Origin of the sequence: Micromonospora sp. SH-82 (assembly GCF_051132485.1) — a bacterium.
In the GTDB taxonomy this organism is placed as follows: domain Bacteria; phylum Actinomycetota; class Actinomycetes; order Mycobacteriales; family Micromonosporaceae; genus Micromonospora.
Genome location: NZ_CP148049.1, coordinates 3,769,952 through 3,794,006 on the forward strand (window position 1 = coordinate 3,769,952; position 24,055 = coordinate 3,794,006).

Here is a 24,055-nt window from a genome sequence, read left to right on the forward strand (position 1 = left end):
ATGTCCGGCATCGAGTCCCGGGTGCACCTCACCCACCACGACTTCGTCATGCAGAACCACCGGTTGCACGGCGTGTCGGTGATGCCGGGGGTGGTCTTCTTCGACCTGGTCTACCGGGCTGTCGTCGCCGCCGGGTGGGACCACCGGCGGATCTGCGTCCGGGACACGGTCCTGGCCGAGGCGATCGTCACGACCGAGGGGTACGACCGGGAGATCGTCCTCACCATCGACGGGGAGGGCGTACACGGGCGTCCGTTCCAGGTCCGGAGCCGGTGGCTACGCGACGGCGAGCCGGTGTCGGGGTGGCGGGACAACGCCCACGGACTGGTCTGCCGTACCGACGATCCGCTTCCGCCCCCGGTGGACCTGGCGGTCCTGCGCGCCACCGCCCGGCGGGAGGACCTGGCCACCCTCTACGCCCGGGCGGCCCGGGAACAGATCCGGCACGGTCCGGCGATGACCTGCTCCGGAACCCTCCACGTCGGCGACGGCCACCTGGTGGCGGAGCTGACCAGAACCGTCGTCGACCCCGCTCAGGACGCCGGATTCCACCTGCACCCGGCCTCGTTGGACGCCTCCACGCTGGCCGGTTTCGGGCAGGTCGGGATGCCCACCGACGACCCGTTCGTGCCGATGTTCGTCAGGGAACTGCGTGCCCCCGAGCCGCTCCCGGCGACCTGCTACGTCCACGTCGCGTCCCCGGAACGCCTGGCCCCGTCCGGAGACGTGGTGACCACCGACTACACAGTCCGGGACGCCGACGGCCGGTTCCTGGCCGGGTTCACCGGGCTGACCTGCAAACGGATCCGGGAACCCGGACTGATCCACCGCCTCCTCGACGACCTCCCGAGCGCCGTCGCCGGTCTCACCACCGCGCTGCGGGAGGCGGTCGCCGGGATGCTGCACCGGCCCGCCGGTGAGGTCCCCACCGGGGTCGGCTTCTACGACCTGGGCCTGGACTCGGTGACCCTCCTCCGGCTGACCGGCCGGGTGGAGGAGCTGGTCGGGCGGACGTTGTACCCGACCCTGCTCTTCGAACACAGCACCATCGACGCGCTCGCCTCCCACCTGGCGGAGACCGGGACACCACCGCCGTCCCGCCCGGACACCGCCGTGACCCTCGTCGACGTGTGGGAGGAGACCGACCTCCCGGAGCCGTCCCCGGTGGAGCCGGTGGTGGTGGCCGAGGTCGCCCCGCCCGGGTCGACAGGCCCTCGGGTGGCCACTCCCGACGCCCTGCGTACCCTGCCGTCACCTCCGTCGGCGGTGGTGGTGGTCTCCGACCGGCCCGCCGAGGACCTGTGGCGGGCCGCAGCCGCCCTGGTCGACGTCGGTCCCTGCGACCTGGTGGTGGTGACCACCGGGGAGCCGACCCCGGAGCGGGCCGCCACCGGCGCCCTGGCCCGGACGATCACCGCCGAGGTGCCCGCCCTGCGGTGCCGGTTCCTGCACGTGCCCGACCCGGCCGAGGTGGCCGTCGCGGTCCGCCGTGAGCTGGGCGTCGCCGAGGTGGAGCCCGAGGTCCGGTACGTCGCCGGACGGCGACGGGTCCGCCGGTGGCGCGAGGTCGACCTGACCGGCGCCGTCGACCCGTGGCGGCAGGGCGGGGTGTACCTGGTCACCGGGGGTTCCGGGGGGTTGGCCGACCGCCTCGTCCGGCACCTCACCACCCGGTACGCGGCCACCGTCGCCCTGGTGTCGCGGACCCGTCCGGCCGACGACCTCGTCGGGGCGGGTGAACGGGCCGGGGGACTGGTGTACCCGGTCCTGGCGGACGTGACCGATCCGGTGGCGGTACGCCGTGCCGTCGCCGAGGTCCGCGACCGGTTCGGTCGTATCGACGGGGTGCTGCACTGCGCGGGGGTGACCCGGGACGGGGTGTTCTTCCGGGGCGACCCGGCCGACCTGGCCACCACCACCGCCCCGAAGCTTGCCGGTCTGCGTCACCTGGACGAGGCCACCGCCGCCGACGACCTCGACTTCCTGGTGGTCTTCTCCTCCGCGTCCGCAGTGGTGGCCAACCCGGGCCAGGGTGCCTACGGGTACGCCAACGCCACCCTGGCGGAGGCGGGTCGGCGGGGGCGGGGCCGCACCGTGGTCGTCGACTGGCCCCTGTGGGCCGACGGGGGGATGGCCGTCACCCCCGAGGTGGTCCGCCGTTCGGGTGCCGCCACCGGGCAGACCCCCCTGCCGACCGACGTCGGGCTGGACCTGCTCCGGCGGGCGCTCGGGGCCGGACACCACCGGATCCTCGTCCTGCACGGTGATCCGACCCGGATCCGGGCCCTGGTCCCGGCCGCCTCGCCCACCGCCGCCTCGCCCACCACCGTCCCCTCCGCCGCCCCTCCCGGCAGCGTCCCGACTCCGCCCGAAGCGCCTCCGACCCACGCTGCTTCGATCCCCGCTGCGTCGACAGGGGTGACGTCGGACGGTCCGGTGGCTGCCGGAGCCGTGGAGGGGAGCGCCGACCCCGACGCGGTGGCGGTGGTCGGGCTGGCCGGCCGGTACCCGGGCGCCGCCGACGTGGCCGAGTTCTGGCAGGTCCTGGCCGACGGGCGGGACGCCGTCACCGAGGTCCCCGCCGACCGGTGGGACCACTCCGAGGTGTTCGACCCGGTGAAGGGGACCCCCGGCCGGACGTACGCCAGGTGGGGCGGGTTCCTGACCGGGGTGGACCGGTTCGCCCCGGCGTTCTTCGGTGTCTCCCGACGCGACGCGGAACGGATGGACCCGCAGGAACGCCTCTTCCTCACCACCTCGTGGCACGCCCTTCAGGACGCGGGTCATCCGCCGGAGTCCCTGGGTGGGGAGACCGTGGGCGTCTACGTCGGGGTGATGTGGAACCACTACCAGCTCGTCGGCGGGGCCCCCGACGGGGTCGCCCCCACCGCCATGCACTGCGCCGTCGCCAACCGGGTGTCGCACACCTTCGACCTCACCGGGCCGAGCCTGGCCGTGGACACCGCCTGCTCGTCCTCGCTCACCGCCGTCCACCTGGCCGTGGCGGCCATCCGACGGGGCGAGTGCACGATGGCGGTCGCCGGCGGGGTGAACGTCACCGTCCACCCGCAGAAGTACCTCCAGCTCGCGCAGGGCCAGTGGTTGTCGACCGACGGTCGGTGCCGGGCATTCGGCCGCGACGGCACCGGCTACACCCCGGGGGAGGGGGTGGGGGCGGTGGTCCTCAAGCCGCTGTCCCGGGCGGTCGCCGACGGTGACCACGTGTACGGGGTGATCAGAGCCACCTCGGTCAACCACACCGGCCGGACGGCGGGGGCCACCGTACCCAGCCCGCAGTCCCAGGCGGCCCTCATCCGACGGGCGCTCGCCGACGCCCGATGGGACCCCGCCACCCTCGGGTACGTCGAGGCCCACGGCACCGGGACCGCCCTCGGTGACCCGATCGAGGTCGAGGGGTTGCGCCAGGCGTTCCAGGGCGGTGTAGTGCCGACCGGCTCCTGTGCCATCGGTTCGGTCAAGTCCAACATCGGCCACCTGGAGGGTGCGGCCGGAGTCGCCGGGCTGACCAAGGTCCTCCTGCAAATGCGGCACCGGCACCTCGTCGCCTCCCTGCACGCCGACGAGCTCAACCCGCACATCGACTTCGACGACGCGCCGGTGCGGGTGCAGCGGGTCGGGGAGCCCTGGACCGTGCCCGAGGGCGGGACCCGACGGGCCGGGGTGAGCGCCTTCGGGGCGGGGGGCACCAACGCCCACGTCCTGGTCGAGGAGTTCGTTCCCGCCCCCCGGACCGTACCCACCGGACCGGCTCTGGTGGTCCTGTCCGCCCGTACCGCCTCCGACCTGCGCCGGTACGCCGCCGTGGTGGCCGCCGGGCTGCCGAACGGCACCACCGCCGTGCAGGCGGTGGCGGACCGGTTGGGCGTACCCGCCTCCGCCCTGGACCCGGGGAGCACCCTCGGGGACCTCGGGCTGACCGCCGCCGACCTGGTCGGTCTGGTCGGTGTCGACGGGTTGGCCGACCTGACCGACCGGACCCGACTCGACGCGATCGAGGTGGACTCGGGGGTCGCCGACATCGCCTTCACCACCCAGGTCGGGCGAACCCCGATGCCGGTACGGCTGGCGGTGGTCGCGGGCACCGTCGCCGAGCTGCGGGCCGCCCTGCACGGGTACGCCGAGACCGGGCAGGGCGGTCGAACGGTGGTCCTCGACGGCGTCCCGGGCGCCGAGGACCCGGTCGACCTGTTCAAGGCCGGTCGCCTGGCCGACCTCGCCCGTCACTGGGTGGGCGGGGGTGAGGTGGACTGGCTCCGGTGCCACGGGGACCCCCGACCCCACCGGGTGTCCCTGCCCGGCTACCCGCTGCCCGAGGAACGGTGCTGGATCGGGGCCTGGGAACCGGCCGCTGCCGGACCCCTGCCCCCGCAGCCCGCCGTGCCGGCCGGACCGCAGCCCGCCGTGCCGGCCGGACCACAGCCCGCCGCGTCGGTCGTGCCGGAGACCGGTCCGTCGGTCGGGACGTACGCGGGTCCGCCGGTCGGGACGCGGGGCGGTCCCGAGGCGGTGGCCGCCGGAGCGGATCTGGACGTCCGGTTCCTCGACCACGGGGTGGCCCTCCTGGTCATGCGGGCGACGATGTTCACCGCCGGGCTCCTCGACGGACTCCGGTCCGCCTTCGACGAGATCGAGCGTCGCGACGACGTCCGCGCGGTGGTGGTCACCGGCGAGGGGCCGGTGTTCAGCATGGGCGGAACCCCCGAGGCGCTGCGGACCCTGGCCGAGGGGGAGGGGACCTTCACCGACGCGTCCTTCGTCTACGAGGGACTGCTGCGGTGCACCCGACCGGTGGTGACCGCCGTGTCGGGCCACGCCTCCGGCGGCGGCCTCGCCTTCGCCTGTTACGGCGACATCGTCCTGCTCGGCGAGGAGTCGGTCTACAGCGCCAACTTCACCAGCTACGGGTTCACCCCGGGCATGGGGGCGACGTACGTCCTCGAACAGCGGTTCGGTCCGACGCTCGCCGCCGAGATGCTGCTCACCGGGCGGTCGATCACCGGGGCCGAGCTGCACCGTCGCGGTGCCACGGTGACGGTCCTGCCCCGTGCCGAGGTGCTGCGGGCGGCCCTGGACCTGGCCCGGGCGATGGCGGAGAAGCCCGTCGACCCGGTGCGGACCCTCAAGACCGAGCTGGCCGGGCGGATCCTCCGTCGGCTCCCCGACGTCATCGACAGTGAGGTCCGGATGCACGAACGGGTGCTGGGTGCCGAGTCGGCCGACCGGGTGCGGGACCACTTCGCCCGGGTCACCGCGTACCGCAACACAGTGGACCCGGCAGCGCAGCGGCCCGTACCCCCTCCTGTGCCGGAGGCGTCGGTGACCGGGACCCGGGAGCCGACCGATTCCCGGGAGACGGCAGACAGCCGGGAGCCGGCCGAGGCCCGAGGCGCGGTCGAGGTCCGGGACGTGGCAGACACCCGGGACGTGGCAGAGGTCAGGGCGGCGGTCGAGGAGTTCCTCTCGGCGTTGCTCTACCTGCGGCCGGGTGAGATCACTGCGGAGCGGAGCTTCTCCGACCTGGGGCTGGACTCCATCGGCGCGGTCGAGCTGGTCCGGGACCTCAACCGGCGCTTCGGCACCGACCTGGACTCGGTCACCGTCTACGACCATCCGACGGTCACCGACCTGGCCGACGCGGTCCTGCGGGCGACCGCGAGGTCCGCAGCCCTCCGCGACCAGGCCGCCGCACCTACGCCTGCCACCACCCCTGCCCCTGCCCCGGTCACCGTCGCCGTCCCTGCTGCCGCCCCGGCCACCGGGGCCGTCCCCGCCGCCGCGCCCGACCCCACCCCGGTCACCGTCGTCGTTCCCACCGCACCTGCTCCCACCGAACCGCCGCCGTTGACCCTCACCGTCGGTCCGGTGCCCTCGGCCGACGGCCGGGTCGACCCCCGCCCGGCGGCGCCCGCAGCGGTGCCGGTCACCCCGGTCCGGGTGGACCTCGACCCGCCCGACAGCGGCTCACCCGCCCGCCGTCCGTCCGACAGCGGCTCACCCGCCCGCCGTCCGTCCGACAGCGGCCGGGCCGCCCCCGACGAGCCGGCAGGGGTTCCGGAACCGCCGGTCCCGATCGCCGTGATCGGCATGTCCGGGCGGTTCCCCGACGCACCGGACCTCGTCGCCTTCTGGGCGAACCTCGCGGCGGGACACTGCGCGATCCGGGAGGTGCCGGCCGACAGGTGGGACCTGACCGACAGGTACGACCCGGACCCGGCCGCCCTCGGCACCACCCGTAGTCGGTGGGCGGCGCTCCTCGACGACGTCGACGCGTTCGACGCCGGACTGTTCCGGATCTCGCCCCGCGACGCCGAGGCGATGGACCCCCAACAGCGGCTCTTCCTGGAGCAGGCGTGGGCGGCCCTGGAGGACGCCGGACACGCCGGACGTCCACTGCGGTGCGGGGTCTTCGTCGGGTGCGCCGCCGGGGACTACGCCGAGGTTCTCGACCGGGCTGGGCAGGGCGACACGAGCGAGGCGTTCCTCGGGACGTCCCCGTCCATCCTCCCGGCCCGGATCGCGTACCTGTTGGACCTGACCGGCCCGACCATGGCCGTCGACACCGCCTGCTCCTCCTCGCTCACCGCCGTCCACCTGGCCTGCGAGAGCATCCGTACGGGCGAGTGCGACACCGCTGTGGCCGGGGGAGTGGCGGTCATGTGCACCCCCCGGATGCAGGTCTGGACCAGTCAGACCGGGATGCTGTCACCCACCGGGCGGTCCGCCCCGTTCGACAGCGCCGCCGACGGGATCACCCTCGGTGAGGGCGTCGGGGCCGTCGTCCTCAAACGCCTCGACCGGGCGCTGGCCGACGGAGACCACGTCCACGGGGTCCTGCTCGCCGGGGGGATCAACGGAGACGGCCGTACCAACGGGATCACCGCCCCCAGCGCCGGTTCCCAGGCGGCCCTGCTGCGGGAGGTCCACGCCCGGGCGGGGGTGCCGGTCAGCTACGTCGAGACCCACGGCACCGGCACCGCCCTCGGTGACCCGATCGAGGTGAAGGCCCTCGTCGGAGTCCTCGGACCGGACTGCGCGATCGGGTCGGTCAAGGCCAACATCGGACACACCACGATGGCCGCCGGCATCGCCGGACTGCTCAAGGTGCTCCTCTGCCTGCGGCACCGGCAGCTTCCGCCCACCCCGGTCACCGACCCGATCGACGGGCCGCCGGTGGTCCGGACCCTCACCCCGTGGGTCGGGGAGCGGCTCGTCGCCGGGGTCAGCTCCTTCGGGTTCAGCGGCACCAACTGTCACCTGGTGGTGGCCGAGGCCCCCGTCCGGGCACCACTCCCGGCTCCGCAGCCCGCGACCGGTCACGTCGTGGTGCCGGTCTCCGCCCGGACCGCCGCCGCCCTGACCGAGCAGGTCGACAGGTTGGCCCGACACCTCGACTCGACGGCTGTCGACGTCCGGGACGTGGCCGCCACCCTCACCCGGGGCCGGACCCACCATCCGGTACGCGCCGCGTTCGTCGCCGCCGACCGGGACGACCTGGTACGCCGCCTCCGTGGTGGACCACCCCCCGCCGACACCCCCGCCGACCTGGTGGCCGCCGCCGACGGGTGGGTGGCCGGTGGGGCGCCGGACCGTCTTCCCCCGGTCACCGGTCGACTGGTGCCGCTGCCCGGCTACCCCTTCGCCCGGGACCGGTACTGGGCCGGGCGGGAGGAGCGGGAGATCACCGTCGACCCGGCCACCCCCTTCGTCGCCGACCACCGGCTCGACGGTCGACAGGTCCTGCCCGGAGCGGCCTTCCTGCACCTGGCCCTCGGCGTCGGGTCGTCTCCCGTCGGCGGGGTCCGGTGGCTGCGCCCGGTCGTGGTCGACACCCCGACGACACTCGTCCTCACCGCCGCCGACCGGATCACCCTGACCGCCCCCGACGGGACAGTCCACGCCGAGGGACGGCGTCGCCCGGCGGTACCCGTACCGGCGGACGTGGACCTGGCCACCGTGGAGGCCCGGTGCCCGCACCGGCGACCGGCCGACGACCTGTACGCCGCCTTCGACCGGGCGGGCCTGCGGTACGGGCCCACCTTCCGGGTCCTGACCGAGGTACGGGTCGGCGTGGACGAGGCCCTCGGCACCCTCTCCGCCCGTCCCGGCGACGACGTCCAGATCCTCGACGGGGCGATGCAGACCCTCGTCGGGCTGGTCCGCCCCGACAGCAGGCCGCGGGTCCCCTTCGCCGTGGAGTCGGCGGTCCGGACGGGTCCGCTGCCGGCCGCCGCCCGGGTCCACGTGACCCGACGCGACGAGCACCGGTTCGACGTACTCCTCACCGACGAGGCCGGGTCGGTCCGGGCCCGGCTGGACGGGGTGACGCTGCGCCCGGGGCCCGGAACCGAGGTGACCAGGTACGCGCCGACGTGGCGGGCCGCCCCGGCTCCCACCGGGGTCCGCCCGTCCGGTCGGGTGGCGGTCCTGCACACCCCGGCCGCCACCGCCCTGGCCGCGGCCCTGAACCCGGACGTGGCGCTGCCACTGGGTGAGCTGCCGTCCGGTCCCGTCGACACGGTCCACGTCCTGGCCGTCCCCGACGACCCGGACGGCCCCCCGGAGCGGGACCGGTCCACCCTCGACGCCTTCCGGCTCGTCCGGCACCTGATCGGGCAGGGCGCCCACCGGCGTCCCCTGACCCTGACCTTCGTCGTGGCGTACGTGGTGGGGATCGCCGACGAGCCGGTCCGCCCGCACGCGGCGGGGCTCGTCGGACTGGCCGGTGCGGTCGCCGCCGAGTACCCGCAGTGGGCCGTCACCTGCGTGGACGTCGGCGACGGCGACCCGGTCACCCTCGCCGAGGCGATCCGACGGGAGGACGGGACCGACAGGCTCGTCGCCGTCCGGGGAGCCCGTCGGCTGGTCCGGACCCTCACCCCGGCCACCGGGACGTCGGCGGCGGTGCCGCTGCGCGACGACGGGGTGTACCTGCTGGTGGGTGGGGCCGGCGGGCTCGGCGTGGAGGTCAGCCGCCACCTCGCCCGGACCCGGCGGGCCCGGCTGGCGTGGATCGGCCGGTCCGCCGAGGACGATCGGATCCGCGACCGGGCCGCCGAGGTCGAGGCGTCGGGGGGGCGGGTGGCGTACCTGAGCGCCGACGTCACCGACCCGGTGGCGCTGCGCCGGGCGGTGGCCGAGGTCCGCGCCCGGTTCGGCCGGATCCACGGCGTCCTCCACACCGCGATCGTCCTCGACGACCGTCCGCTGTCCCGGTTGGACGACGAGGCGTTCCTGGCGGTGGCTCGGCCCAAGGTCGCCGGGTTGGCCGCCCTGGCCGCCGCCGTCCGGGACGAGCCCCTCGACTTCCTCGCCCTGTTCTCCTCCGCCCTGTCGTACGCCCCCGCGCCCGGGCAGGCCAACTACGCCGCCGCCAGCACCTTCGAGGACGCGTACGGGCTCCACCTGCACCGGTCCGGCCTCCCGGTCCGGGTCGTCAACTGGGGATACTGGGGCAGCGTCGGGGTGGTGGCCGGGGCCGACTACACAGCCCGGTTCCGTGCCCTGGGGATCGACTCGATCGAACCCGACGAGGGTGTCCGGGCACTGGAACAGGTACTGGCCGCCCCGGACCGGCAGGTCGCCGTCCTCAGGGGCACCCCGGCCGGGCTGGCACTCCTCGGCGTCGTACCGTCGGCCCCGTCGGTGACCACCCCCGGACCCGTCTCCGTCCCGGACGCCGTGGCCGCTCCCGGACCCGTTTCGGATGCCGTGGCCGCTCCCGGACCCGTCCCGGGCGGGGCTGCGCCCGGGGAGGACGACCTGGCCCGGTCCCGGGCCGGGTTCCGGGCGCTCGACGGCCTGGCCCGCGACCTCCTGCGCGGGCTGGACCTGCCGGTGACCCCGGCGGGTACGGGGCCGTCCGCCCGGCTCCGGGCGGCAGTCGACGCCGCCACCGCCACCGCCCCCACCGGGCTCACCGCCGAGGCGGTGCTGGCCGTCCACCCCGACCTGGCGCCCCACGTCGAGCTGCTCCGGCGCTGCGTCACGGCCCTGCCCGGGGTCCTGGCCGGGACCGTCGCCCCGGTCGAGGCGCTCTTCCCGGCCGGGTCCACCGACCTCGTGGCCGCCGTGTACCGGGGGCAGGCGGTGGCCGACTTCCACCACCGGCTCCTGGCCGACCAGGTCACCCGGGCGGTACGCGGGGTGACCGGTCGTGCCCCCCGGGTCCTGGAGATCGGGGCGGGGACCGGGTCCGCGACCACCTTCGCCCTGCCGGCCGCCGCCGGGGCGCGGTACCACTACACCGACGTCTCCACGGCCTTCCTGCGGGAGGGGGAGCAGCGGTTCGGATCCCGGCACCCGGAGCTGGAGTTCGCCCTCCTCGACATCGAGCGGGACCCGGTGGCCCAGGGCTTCCCGGCGGGGGGCTACGACGTGGTCCTGGCGACGAACGTCCTGCACGCCACCGGGGACGTCGTCGGCAGCCTCCGGCACGTCCGAACGCTCCTGCGGCCCGGCGGGGTCCTGCTGGCCAACGAGGTCACCCGACACAGTGACTTCCTCACCGCCACGTTCGGGCTGCTCCCCGGCTGGTGGGGGTACACCGACCCGACCCGTCGGCTGCCCCACTCGCCGCTGCTCACCCCGGCCCGGTGGCGGGCGGCCCTGGCCGAGGCCGGGTTCACCTGCACGGTCCTGGGCGTCCCCGGGACGGCCGAGGACGCCCAGGAGCAGGGGGTCCTCGTCGCCACCGCCGGGCCGTCGGCCCCGTCCGGGTCACCGTCGCCGCAGGCGGTCCGGGCGTACGTCACCGACGTCTTCGCCGAGGTCCTCAAGTTCCGTCCCGCGGACCTCGACGAGCAGGTCACCTTCGACAACTTCGGCGTCGACTCGCTGGTCGGTCAGCGGATCGTGCACCGGTTCGAGACCGACCTGGGGGAGTTGCCCGCCACTCTCCTGTTCGAGCACCTCACGATCGCCCAGCTCGCCGACCACCTCCGCGCCACCCGGCCCGCCGCCCTGGCCGCCCGGCTCGCCGGGGAGACCCTCCCGACGGCGGTCGTCCCGCTCCCACCGACCACCCCCGACCCGTTCCGGTCCGCCCCGACCGTCCCCGATCCGTCCCCGACCCCCTCCGAGGTGTCCGCCCCGACCGTTCCCGACCCGTCCCCGACCCCCTCCGGGGTGTCCGCCGTCCGGCGGGACGGGGACCGGCCGGAGCCGATCGCCGTCGTCGGGGTGACCGGCCGGTACCCGGGGGCCGCCACCGTCGAGGATTTCTGGCACAACCTGGTCCGGGGGACCACCTCCGTCACCGAGGTACCCGCCGACAGGTGGGACTGGCGGACCCACTTCGACCCCCGCCGGGGCCGCCCCGGGCACTCGTACGGCAGGTGGGGTGGGTTCCTCGCCGACGTGGACGCCTTCGACCCCGCCTTCTTCGGCATCCTGCCCCGGGACGCCGCCGCCGTCGACCCGCAGGAACGGCTCTTCCTGGAGACCGTCTGGCACCTCCTGGAGGGGGCCGGATACCTGGGTTCCCGGCACGTCCGGGAGACCGGGGTCTTCGTCGGCACCATGTACGGGTCGTACGGCCGGATCGCCGCCGCCCAGGGGTGGCCGGCCGGGCGGTACACCGACGGGCACTCCGCGTACTGGTCGGTGGCGAACCGGGTGTCCCACGTCCTCGACCTCACCGGACCGAGCTTCGCCGTCGACTCGGCCTGCTCGGCCTCCCTGACCGCCGTCCACCTGGCCTGCGAGAGCCTCCGGCGCGGGGAGTGCGCGATGGCCGTCGCCGGTGGGGTCAACCTGGTCCTGCACCCCGCCCACCTGATCGCCCTGTCGTCGATGACGATGCTCGCCGACGACGGGACGTGCAAGGTCTTCGACGCCCGTGCCGACGGGTTCGCCCCGGGGGAGGGGGTGGGTGCGGTCCTGCTCAAGCCCCTCTCGGCGGCCGAGCGTGACGGCGACCGGATCTGGGGCGTCGTGGAGGGCGGTTTCGTCAACGCGGGGGGCCGGACCGCCGGGTACACCGTGCCCAACCCCAACGCCCAGGCCGACCTGGTCGCCGAGGCGCTGCGCCGGGCCGGGGTCCGACCCGGCGACATCGGGTACGTGGAGGCCCACGGGACCGGGACCGCCCTCGGTGACCCGATCGAGATCGCCGGTCTCACCCGGGCGTTGGGCACCACCGGCCGGTACGCGGTCGGCTCGGTCAAGGCCAACATCGGCCACCTGGAGGGGGCCGCCGGGATCGCCGGCCTGACCAAGGTCCTCCTCCAGATCGCCAACGGGGTCATCGCCCCCTGCGCCAACCTCGACACGGTCAACCCGAAGATCGACCTCCCGGACTCGGTCACCCTCCCCACCGAGGCGGTGCCCTGGTCGTCCCCGAGACGGGCCGGGATCAGCTCCTTCGGGGCCGGGGGCGCCAACGCCCACCTGGTCGTCGCCGAGCATCCGAGGTCACCGGAGCCGCCGATGGACCCGGCCGGGCCGCACGCCGTACTCCTCTCGGCCCGGACCGAACCGCAGCTGCGGGCCCTCGCCACGGCCCTCGCCGACCTGGTCGAGCAGCGGTCACCGGCGCTGCACCGGTTGGCGTACACCAGCCAGGTCGGTCGGGCCGAGCTGCCGCACCGCCTCGCGGTGGTGGTCTCCGACCCCGCCGAACTGGTCCGTCGACTGCGCACCGGCGAGGTGCACACCGGCGTCGTGGTCGGCGACGACCCGCGCCGTGACCTGTTCACCGGCCCGGACGGGACGGATCTGGTCACCGACCTGCTGGACCGGCGTCTGCTCGACCGCATCGCCGCGATCTGGGTACTCGGGGTGCCGGTGGACTGGGCGCGGCTCTGGCCCGCCCGCCCCCACCGGGTGGCGATGCCCCCGTACCCGTTCGACAGGCAACGGCACTGGCTGCCCGACCCGACCGGCAGCGACCGCGCGGCCGGGGACCCCTGCGTCTACCTGCGTCCCCGGTGGCAGGACGCCCCGGCGTCGGAGGCGGGGGCGGCACCCCGGCGGGTGCTGGTGGTCGGGTCGGGACCGACGTTCGGCGGGACCCCCGACGAGCCGTCCCCCGACCTCGTGGTGATCCACCTCCCGGCCGCACCGGGGGCGCTCGCCGACGAGGTCCGGGCGGCCCTGCACGACCTGCTCCGGGTGACCCGCCCCCTCCTGGCCCGCCCCGGGACACCGTTGCTGCGCGTGGTGGTGACCACCCCCGACACCCGACCCGCGTACGTCGCCGTCGCGGCGGCCCTGCGCACCCTGGCTCTGGAACACAGCCGGTTCTCCGGTGCCCTCGTCCTCGGCGAACCCACTGTCGCCGACCTGCGGCACGTCACCGGGGAGCCCGAGGGGCGGGTGTCCGAGATCCGGTACGTCGACGGGGTCCGGCAGGTCCGCCGGATGGTGCCGTTCGATCCGCCACCGCCTCCGCCCACCCCCACCGGCGGGGTGTACGTGGTGGTCGGCGGCACCGGGGCGGTCGGCGGACACCTCGCCCGGCACCTGCTGTCGACCCGGGAACCCCGGGCCGTGGTCCTGGTCGGGCGGACCGCCCCGACGGAACCGGTGGACTTCGTGGCCGCCGACCTGACCGACGGGGCCGACGTCCGACGGGCCGTCGGCGAGATCAGGGGCCGGTACGGCCGGATCGACGTCCTGGTCCACGCCGCCGGGATCCACCGGGACGCCCGGGCGGTCACCAAGTCCACCGACGACGTCGACAGGGTCGTCGCGCCGAAGGTGTTCGGCCTGCACCACCTGACGGCGGCGCTCGACGACGACCCGCCCGAGCAAGTGGTGCTCTGCTCGTCGGTGGCCGGTCGGACCGGCAACCTCGGCCAGGTCGACTACGCGTACGCCAACGCCTTCCTGGACGAGTCCGCCACCGGCCGCCCCGGCACCGTGTCGGTGTGCTGGCCGCTCTGGGCCGACGGGGGGATGACGGTGGACGACGCCACCCGCCGACAGTTCGCCCGCCGCTGGGGCAGCGCCCCCCTGGCGACTGTGGACGCACTGCGGGCCTTCGACCGGACCGTGGCCGCCGCCGAACCGGTGGTTGCTGTGGTCCGGCCGGTCGAGGCTCCCGGTGCCGGTGCCGGTGCCGGTGCCGGTGCCGGGACCGGGACCGGGACCGGAGCTGAGGTCGGGGTCGGGGTCGGGGCCGGGGCGGACGGGGCTGCTCCGTCGCCGGTGGGTCCCGACCTCGACGCCGAGCTGCGGGTGCTCGCCGCCGGGTTCCTGCTGGTGGAGCCGGACGAGGTCGAGCCGGACACCGCCCTGCTGGACCTGGGATTCGACTCGATCTCGCTCACCGAGCTGGTCGACGGGGTCAACGAACGGTTCGGGCTCGACCTCCTGCCGACAGTCCTCTACGAGTGCCCCACCCTGACCGCCTTCGCCGACCACCTCCGTACCGTCGTGACCCCGACCGAGGAACCGCCCGCCGCCGCTGCACCGGTCGTCGCCGCCCCGCCGGCCCCCGCGCCCGCCGCCGCTGCACCGGTCACCGTCGCCCCGCCGGTCGCCTCGCCGCCGTTCGTCGCCTCGCCGTCGGTCCTTCCGACCGTCGCCGAGGTCGTCGCGGACGACGCGGTGGCGGTGGTCGGCATGGCCGGGGTCTTCCCGGGTTCACCGGACCTGGAGACCTTCTGGGCGCACCTGACCGCCGGGGACGACCTGGTCCGGGCCGTCCCGTCGGACCGGACCGACCTGCTCGCCCACCCCGCGACAGCAGGGGTCCGGGCCGGTTTCCTGGACGACGTACGGACCTTCGACGCCGCCCGGTTCGGGATCTCACCCCGGGAGGCGACGCTGATGGATCCGCAGCAGCGGATCTTCCTGCACACGGTGTGGCAGGCGGTCGTCGACGCCGGGTACCGCCCCGCCGACCTGGCCGGATCGGAGACCGGCCTCTTCGTCGGGGTCTCCGCCTGCGACTACGACGACCTGCTCCGCGACCACGGGGTACCGGTCGAGGCGCACACCGCCAGCGGCCTGGCCGACTGCATCCTCGCCAACCGGGCGTCGTACGTCTTCGACCTGCGGGGTCCCAGCGAGGCGATCGACACGGCCTGCTCCAGTTCCCTGGTCGCCGTCCACCGGGCGGTCGGCGCGCTGCGCTCCGGCGAGTGCTCGATGGCGCTGGCGGGAGGGGTCAACGTCCTGCTCAGCCCGGGTCTGTTCGTCGCCTTCGGGGACTCCGGGATGCTCAGCCCCGACGGGCGGTGCAAGACCTTCGACGCCGCCGCCGACGGGTACGGGCGCGGCGAGGGGTGCGGGGTCGTCGTCCTCAAACCCCTGCGGGCCGCCCTCGCCGACGGTGATCAGGTGATCGGCGTGATCCGGGGCAGCGCGGTGAACCACGCCGGGCGGGGACCGTCGTTGACCGCCCCCAACCCGCAGGCCCAGGCGCAGGTCGTCGCGCGGGCGTACCGGGCCGCCGGGGTCGACCCGTCCCAGGTGTCGTACGTGGAGACCCACGGGACCGGCACCCGCCTCGGGGACCCCATCGAGATCGAGGGGCTGAAGAAGGTCTTCGCCGGGGTGGAGACCCCGATCTCCCTCGGGGCGGTGAAGACCAACATCGGTCACCTGGAGGCCGCCGCCGGCATCGCCGGGTTGATCAAGGTCCTCCTCGGTCTCCGGTACGGGGAACTGCCCCCGACCCTGCACCAGCGGGAGCCGAACCCGTACCTGCGGCTGGCGGGCACCCCGTTCACGGTCCTGGACCGCCGCCTGCCGTGGACCGGGCACCGGGTGGCCGGGGTCAGCTCCTTCGGGTTCGGGGGCACCAACGCCCACGTGGTGGTGGCGTCCCCGCCGCCGGTCGCCCCCACCCCGGACCGGGGGCCGTGGCGACTCGTCCTCTCCGCCGACTCCGCACCCGCCCTCACCACCTACCGACGACGGGTGGCGGAGATCCTCGCCGAGGGGCGGGACCTGGACCGGGTGGCGTTCACCCTCCAGACCGGCCGGGAGCCCGGTGGGCACCGGTTCGCCGCCGTCGTCGACGGTGCCGCCGAGGCGGTGGCGGTCCTCCTCGACGGGGTGTCCCCCCGACTCGACGACCCGACCCGCGCCTGGCTCGACGGCGTCGACGTCGACTGGGCCGGTACGTGGGACCACGTCCCGGCGCGGATCTCGGTACCCGCCCCACCGCTGGGCGGACGACAGTACTGGTTCGACGGGCTGGTCCCGGCACCCTCCGCCGCAACGACACCAGCCCCCGCGCAGCCGACGGCACCACCCGTCGAGACGCCGACGGCGCCGATCCGCAACGGCAGGATCGTCCTGCGGGACCCGGCGGCCCTCCGGCGGCCACCAACCGAGCCCGCATCACCTCCCGCCGAACCACCTCCCGTCGCGCTGCCGGCCACCCCGGCGGTCCCGGCTCCGGTCGTTCCCGTCGTGGCCCCGGGGGGAGGGTCCGACGGGACCGAGGTGGCCGACCGGGTCCGGGAGTGTGTGGCCCGGGTCCTCGGCACCGAGGCGGCGGACATCACCGCCGACACCGCCTTCTCCGATCTGGGTCTGGACTCCATCTTCCGGATGGAGCTGGCCCGGCTGGTGATGGCGACCTTCCCGGTCGACCTGACCGCGGCGGACCTGTACGAGCACGACACCGTCGACGCCCTGGCCGCCTTCCTCACCCGGGCCGGTGCCCGGGTCACCCCGCCCGCCCTCACCCCGCCCGTCGAGACCCCGCCCGACCCCACCCCGCCCGTCCAGACCCCGCCCGTGGCGTCCTCGGGGCCGGTGGCCGGGAAACCCGTGACCACGCCGACCGTCACCGAGACGGTGACCGAGGTCCTCGGCCAGCCGGTACGACCAGGGACGACCTTCACCGAGGCCGGACTGACCTCGTTCGACATGCTCCGGGTCGTCGCCGCCCTGGAGCAGCGGTACGGTGCCCTGCCCAAGACCCTCCTGTTCGACCAGCCGACCCTCGCCGACCTGGACCGGTTCCTCGCCGACCGGGAGGTACACGACAGGCGGCCCGGGGCCACCACCCCGACCGTCGAGACCCCGGAGGAGGTCGACGGGGAGCCGGTGGTGGTCCGCAAGCGGACCCTGGTCGACCGTCCGGCCCTGCGGGCTGTCGTCGAGGACCTCGACCGTCGGTACGCCAAGGAGGGGGGACTGGCCGGTCGGGACATCGCGCCGTACGCCTTCGTCGACGCCTCCCGGCAGGGCTACGTGAACTTCTCCGTCCGGGGGACCGACCTGTTCGCCTGGAGCTTCGTCGGAGCCGTCGACCACTTCCGGGAGCTCGTCGCGCAGTGGGTGGCCTGGGCCCGGCGGTCGGGTCTGCACCCCAACTTCCTGTCGTTGGAGCATCTGACCGAGGTGGCCGGGGAACCGGTCACGGCCACCCCGTTCGGCGCGGTGCAGCGCCTGCCTGACCTGTCCACGTTCACCACCGCCGGTGGGCGGATGCAGCGGCTGCGACACCTCCTGCGCCGCTTCGAGCGGGCCGGGGCGTGCCGGACCGAGGAGTACACCATCGGGGCCGACCCGGAGACCGACCGGCGTATCGCCGAGATGATGGACTCCTGGGGTCGGGGCAAGCAGATGGTCAACCCGTACGTCGGGGTGGTCCGGGCGGAGGTCCTGGCCGGCACCCTGGACCCCCGGCACCGGGTCTTCCTCACCCGGGTCGACGAGGAGCCGGTCAACACGATCATCGTGACCCGGATCCCGTCGGAGAACGGGTACCTGCTCGACCTGGAGTTCTATCCGGACACCATGCCCACCGGGGGCGTCGAGTACGCCATCGTCCGGATCATCGAGCAGACGATGGCCGAGGGGTGCACCTCCTTCAGCTTCGGGGCGAGCTTCGGGGTGGCGATCACCGAGTCGCCGAACGCCGACCCGGCGGTCGCCGCCGCCATCGAGGAACTGCACTCGGTCGGTGTCTTTGGCCCGGGCAACTTCCAGTTCAAGAACAAGTTCCGCCCGGTGAACGTGCCGATCTACCTGTGTCAGCCGGCCGCCGGGGACCGTACCTCGGTCACCGACGTCATCCTGATGATCGCCGACCCGGACCTGACCGGACCCGCCGCCGCGGCCACCCCGTCGCCGACCGACGCCGAGCCCCTCTCGACGCCACCGCCGGTCGCCGCAAGACCCCGACCGACGCCGCCACCGACCGCCCCCGGACCCCGGCCGACGCCGGCCGCCGCCGGTCCCCGCACCGCCCCGACCACGTCGAGCCGTCCCGATCCGACCACTGTGGCGGGACGGACAGCGATCCTCGCCGCCCACGGGCACAACCCGTTGACGGTGCCCGACGGGCTCGTCCCGGTGGACCTGGTCACCGACTCCTGGGCCGAGCGGGCCGACCCCGCCGTCGAGGCCAGGATGCGTGACCTGGCCGACCGGACCGACCCGCCGCCGCTGTCCGGATCCGACTGGCTGCCCTTCGCCGAGGTGGTGCCCACCCCGTCCGGTCGGGCGGCCGAGGCCCTGCTCTGCCGGTGCAGGCCGGGGCGGCGGGGGGTCGTGGTCCACACGTCGGTCTTCCCCACCTGGATGCTCGCCTTCACCGACGTCGGGTTCGAGCCGGTGTCGGTCGGCGACGGTCGGCGGCTCGACCCGGCGGAGGTGGCGGCGGCGCTCGACGACCGGACCTCCTTCGTGGTGGTGGAGGCCGCGAACAACGCCGGCGGCGGGCGACCGGTCGGCCTCGACGAGCTGCGCGAGGTGCGCCGGATCACCCGGGCGCGCGGCGTCGGGCTGGTCCTGGACGCCAGCCGGATCCTGGACAACGCCCTCCTGCTCACCGCAGGGGACGACCCCTGGCCGGTGGTACGGGAGATGCTCGACCTGGTCGACACCGCGACCCTCAGCCTCACCAAGGACTTCGGCGTCACCGCCGGTGGACTGCTCGCCACCAACGACCGGGAACTCGCCGCCCGGCTCCGCGACGACCTGGCCCGTCGGGGAGCGCAGGTCGACAGGGCCACCCGTACCCGGATGGCGGCGGCGCTGGCCGACCGGGAGTGGGTGACCGGGGCCGTCGGGCGGCGGATGGCGGCGGTCCGGTCCCTGGGGGAGGGACTGCGGGAGCGGGGCGTCCCGGTGGTCGAACCGGTGGGCGGGCACTGCGTCCTGCTCGACGTCGCCCGGATGCCCGGGTTCACCACCCAGGACCACCCGGTGATGTCCTGCCTGGCCTGGCTCTACGCCGGGGTCGGAATCCGGGGTGCACCCCACCTGGCCGTCGGGGAACTCGCCACGGCGGTCCGGCTCGCCGTTCCGGTCGGGTACGGCCCGGCGGACGTCGCCGGGCTCGCCGACCGGATCGCCGACCTCGCGGCCCGGCCCGGCCCGGTCACCGAGCTGGTCACCGGCGGGGTACGGAGCCCCGGGGAGGCGGCCCGGGCGGTCTACCAGCCGGTCGACCGGGTGCCCGATGACGTACGGGAGGCGCTGCGTGAGCGGCGTCGTCCCGCCGACGGCAACGCCGACGTCCTGCGGGAGCACCAGCCGGACGTCCGCCGGGAGGTCGTCGTCGTCGACGGCGGTGAGGTGGAGGTGTTCACCGCCGGCCAGGGGCCGACGCTGCTGCTCCTGCACCCGTTCAACATCGGGGCCGGGGTCTTCGCCCACCAGTTCGCCGAGCTGTCGGCGTCGTACCGGGTGGTGAGCGTCCACCACCCCGGGGTCGGTGCCACCACCGCCGTGACCGACCTGGGCCTCACCGGGCTGGCCACCCTCGCCCGGGAGGCGCTGCACCACCTGGGGATCACCACCCCGGTGCACGTGGCGGGCGCCTCGTTCGGCGGGCTGGTCGCGCTGACCTGGGCGTTGACCTTCCCGACCGAGACCGCCTCCCTGGTCCTCCTGGGCAGCTCCTACAAGATCGGTAACCGGGTGGGGGAGATCAACAGGCTTGCCGTCGTGGCCGCCGAGGACCTGGACCGGACGATCGCCGGCAGCGGCTCGTCCCGGCTGGCCGGGGAGCGGGCTGCCGCCGAGGCGCTCCTGCTGCGCTGCGAGAGCATGGACCCGCAGACGGGGTTGCGGTACCTCGACGTCTTCGCCGAACGCCCCGACCTGGCCGACGCACTGGCGCAGATCACGGTGCCCACGTTGATCGTCCAGGGTCGACACGACACTGTCATCCCGGCCAAGACGGCGCACCTCCTGCACGGGCTGATCCCCGGGGCCCGGTACGCCGAACTCGACGACGCCGGCCACTTCCCGTACCTGACCAGCCCGACGGCCTGCAACGAACTGCTGTCGGAGTTCCTCGCCACTGTCCCGACCGATCGGGCGGTGACGGCGTGAACGTCCTGACACCGGGGCTGGTGGTCACCGGATCCGACGGCACCACCCGTACCGAGCTGGTCCGGCCGGGGATGTGCGGCCCGGGTTCCCTCTTCGTCGGCCAGGTGGGGGACTGGACCTGGGACACGGTGAGCGCGGTGACCGACACCAACGTCTACACCGCCCGGGACGTCGGAGGCGCCCCCACCTACCTGGCCTTCCACTACCTGGAGGTACGGGGCGGGCCGGGGCTGACGGTACGCGGGTTGACCTTCGGTGACGTGCTCCGGATCGATTCCCGGGCGTTCGGGTTCGGCAGCGAGTCGGTGCTCACCCTGCACGAGATCCGGCGTACGCCGCGGCGGGCGGGTCGGATCGACCCGGACCGGTTCCACGCCTACGAGGACCCCGACTGTCTGTACGCCCGGACGTTCAACAGATGGGTGGTCCGGGGTGCCTCCGGCGGTAACGGGGACCTCTGTTCGGCCTCCCCGGTCGGGTTCCGCCACGACCACCTGCCCACCCTGCCGACGACCCATTCGCCACGGCGCGCGTACGCCCGACTGCGGGACCTGGCCGCCGTCGTGCCCCCGGCCGACGACAGGTCGCGGCTGGTCGTCGACTACCCGGTCGATCCGAGCCGGGACCTCAACGGTGTCGGGCTGCTCTACTTCGCCGCCTACTTCTCCATCGTCGACTGGGCGGTGCTGCGGTTGTGGCGTCACCGGGGCGGGTCGGACGCCGGGTTCCTGCGCCGGACCGTCCTGGACCAGCGGATGAGCTACCTGGGCAACGCCGACGCCGGAACCGTCCTACGGGTGTCGGTGACCCGTCACGACGGTGGGGACGCCCCCGGCGCCGACGAGTCGATCCTGGCGGTCCTGACCGACCGGGACACCGGCAGACCGATCGCGGTCGCCGAACAGCAGGCCACGACGGGAGGAACCCGATGACCGACCGGTCACACGTCCGCCAGGTGGTCCACGAGGTGATCACCGAGATCCTGCCGTCGGTGCGGGCCGAGGACATCGGCGGGCGGCAGCACCTGAAGGATCTCGGGGCCGACTCGGTGGACCGGGTCGAGATCATCCTCGGGGTACGGGAACGGCTCGGCGTCACCGAACCCCTCGCCAGCTTCAGCGACCTACCCGACCTCGACCACCTGGTCGCCTTCCTCACGGAGGTGACGGCGTGAGTGAGTCGTGCGAGCGAACCGTCGTCGTCGGTCCTCGCGGCGGTGCCGAGCGAAGCGAGGTGACGACGTGAGTGTGGGGATCGAGGCGCTGAACGTCCATGCGGGGCTGGCCCGGATCCCGGTGGCCGACCTGTTCGCCGGGCGGGGCCTGGACCCGGGGCGGCTGGACAACCTGATGATGGAGACCAAGTCGGTCGCCCTGCCGTTCGAGGATCCGGTGACCCACGCCGTCAACGCGGCCCGGCCGGTCGTCGAGGCTCTCGACCCGGCCGACCGGGAGCGGATCGAGCTGCTCGTCACCTCCACCGAGTCCGGGGTGGACTACAGCAAGTCCGTCGCCTCGTACGTGCACGAGCACCTGGGGTTGAGCCGCCGGTGCCGGGTCATGGAGGTCAAGCAGGCCTGCTACGCCGCCACCGGCGCCCTCCAACTGGCCTGCGGGTATCTGGCTTCCGCGGCGTCGTCCGGGGCCCGGGCGCTGGTGATCGCCACCGACGTCTCCCTGGTCGACGAGGGGGCGGGGTACACCGAACCGGCGATGGGCACCGGGGCGGCGGCGGTCCTGCTCGGGGACCGGCCGGCGGTCCTCGACGTGGACCTGGGTGCCTTCGGCGTGTACAGCTACGAGACCCTGGACTCGGCCCGCCCCGGTCCCCGGTTCGACATCGCCGACGCCGACCGGTCGCTCTTCGCGTACCTGGACTGTCTGACCCACTCCTACCGGGACTACACCGACCGGGTCGGTGGGGTGGACTTCGGGTCCACCTTCGCGGGGCTGGTGATGCACACCCCGTTCGCCGGGATCGTCCGCGCCGCCCACCGTAAGCTCGCCCGCGACCACGGGATCGCCGACGTGGGGGCGGACTTCACCAAGCGGGTCCTCCCCGGCCTGGTCTACCCCCGGCAGGTGGGCAACCTCTGCTCCGGGTCGGTGTACCTCGCCCTGGCCAGCATGGTCGACCACCTCGGGTCGACCGACCCGGTCCGGGTCGGCCTGTACGCGTACGGGTCCGGGTGCGCCTCGGAGTTCTACAGCGGGGTGGTCGGCGTGGACGCCGCCGCCACTGTGGGGCGGATGCAGATCGGCGACCAGTTGGCCGCCCGGTGCCGGTTGACCTTCGACGAGTACCGGGAGGTCCTGGCGGTCAACGCCGACTGCCTCGTCCCGGTGGCCGACCGGGCGGTGGACCCGTACCGGTGGGGCGAGTTCGTCGACCGGGTCGGCCTGCCCCGGACGGTCCTCGCCTGCACCGGTGTCGACGGCCACCATCGCCGGTACGACTGGATCAAGGTCGGGGGTGTCCGGTGAACCCGCCGCCGGCCGGCCCGGTGGACCCGGCCGACCTGGCCACGGCCCTGCTGGCCGCCGCCCCGCTGCTGTCGGCACTCCCGCAGCCGGCGCGGGTCCGGTGCGACGACCCCGGGACCGGTGACCTGCTCCGGCGGACCTGCGTGACCCTGGACCTCCCGCCGGTCACCCCGGTCACCGACGCGGCCGACCTCGGCCCGTTCGAGCGGGTCCTGGACGGCCTGCTCGGTCTCGCCGACCGTCCCCCGCAGCGCGATCCGGCCGGACCCCCCTCGGTCGACCTGGCCCGTCGACGGGACTTCACCGCCTGGGCGCACCGGGTCGACGTGCCCACCTCCGACGGGGCGGTCCTGCCCACCTGGTATGCCGGGGACCGGTCCCGACCGGCGGTGCTGATCGCGTCGGCCTGCGGGATGCCCGCCCGGCTGGCCGAGCGGTGGGTACGCCGTCTCGCCCGTGACCACTTCGTGGTCGTCCCGCAGACCCGGGGCCTGTTCGCGCCCGACCCCGCCGGGCGGGTGGACGCGACCACCCAGGCCGACGACCTGGTGACGGTGCTCGACCACCTCCGTCTCGACCGGGCGCACGTGATCGGTCTCTGCGGCGGTGCGGTGCTGGCCGTCGTCGCCGCCGCCCGTCGACCCGACCGGGTGGAGTCGCTCAGCCTCTGGCACGGCGACTTCGACCTGGGCGGGGAGAGCCCCAAGACCGACCACCAGCGCAACCTCCAGGCCCTGATGGAGATGGCCGCCCGGGACGAGAACCGGGCTGCGGCGGTGCACGCCGTCCTCGCCCACACCATGCTCGGGGTGGCCCCGCCGGGCCTGGCCCACCTGGTGGTCTACCCGTACGTCCGGCCGGACCTGCTGCACCGGTACTGCCGGCTCAACGGGGCGATCATGGCGACGGATCTGCGTCCGTACCTGACCGGTCTGTCGCCCCGGACGTTGGTGGTGACCAGCCGGGACGACCGGACGGCCCACCCGGACGGGTCGCGGGCGGTGGCCGCCCGGATTCCCGGCGCCGCCCTGCACGTCACCGAGCACGGTGACCACCTGTCGCTCTTCCGCGCCGGGGACGCCCTGATGGACCTGGCGGTGCGGTTCGTCGCCGGGGACCCGCCCGGCCCAGAGACACCCACCCTGGTCGGGGTGGGCGACGACCACGAGCCACCGGGAGGAGGTGTCACATGAAGGTCCAGACCAAGGTCGAGAAGGCCAAGAAGGAGCTGTCGGTCCGCAAGCTCGAGTCGGTGAAGGCCAGCGCGACGGTCGCCTGCATCCAGGCGTGACGTCCTGACG

General features: G+C 74.6%; 5 protein-coding genes. All 5 read left to right on the plus strand.

Going from position 1 to position 24,055, the window contains the following annotated elements; translation table 11 throughout:
• The 5 genes from WHN02_RS16935 (at position 1) to WHN02_RS16955 (ending at position 23,947) form a co-directional block, all read left to right on the plus strand.
• Complete coding sequence (locus tag WHN02_RS16935) at positions 1 to 20,271, plus strand: SDR family NAD(P)-dependent oxidoreductase (RefSeq protein WP_434739716.1); 20,271 nt, start codon at positions 1 to 3, stop codon at positions 20,269 to 20,271.
• Positions 20,268 to 21,203: an LnmK family bifunctional acyltransferase/decarboxylase gene (locus WHN02_RS16940; protein WP_434739717.1), complete on the plus strand. Its 936-nt coding sequence runs from the start codon at positions 20,268 to 20,270 to the stop codon at positions 21,201 to 21,203. Before WHN02_RS16935 ends, WHN02_RS16940 begins: the two co-directional genes overlap by 4 nt.
• A complete protein-coding gene (locus tag WHN02_RS16945; RefSeq protein WP_434739718.1) occupies positions 21,200 to 21,445 on the plus strand; it encodes an acyl carrier protein in 246 nt (81 codons plus the stop codon). The genes WHN02_RS16940 and WHN02_RS16945 overlap by 4 nt, the downstream gene beginning before the upstream one ends.
• 67 nt (positions 21,446 to 21,512) lie before the next feature.
• Positions 21,513 to 22,754 carry a hydroxymethylglutaryl-CoA synthase family protein gene (locus WHN02_RS16950; protein ID WP_434739719.1) on the plus strand — a complete coding sequence of 414 codons (1,242 nt, stop codon included), beginning with the start codon at positions 21,513 to 21,515 and terminating at the stop codon, positions 22,752 to 22,754.
• On the plus strand, positions 22,751 to 23,947 hold the full coding sequence (locus tag WHN02_RS16955) for an alpha/beta fold hydrolase (protein WP_434739720.1): 1,197 nt from the start codon (positions 22,751 to 22,753) through the stop codon (positions 23,945 to 23,947). Before WHN02_RS16950 ends, WHN02_RS16955 begins: the two co-directional genes overlap by 4 nt.
• Positions 23,948 to 24,055: the final 108 nt, after the last annotated feature.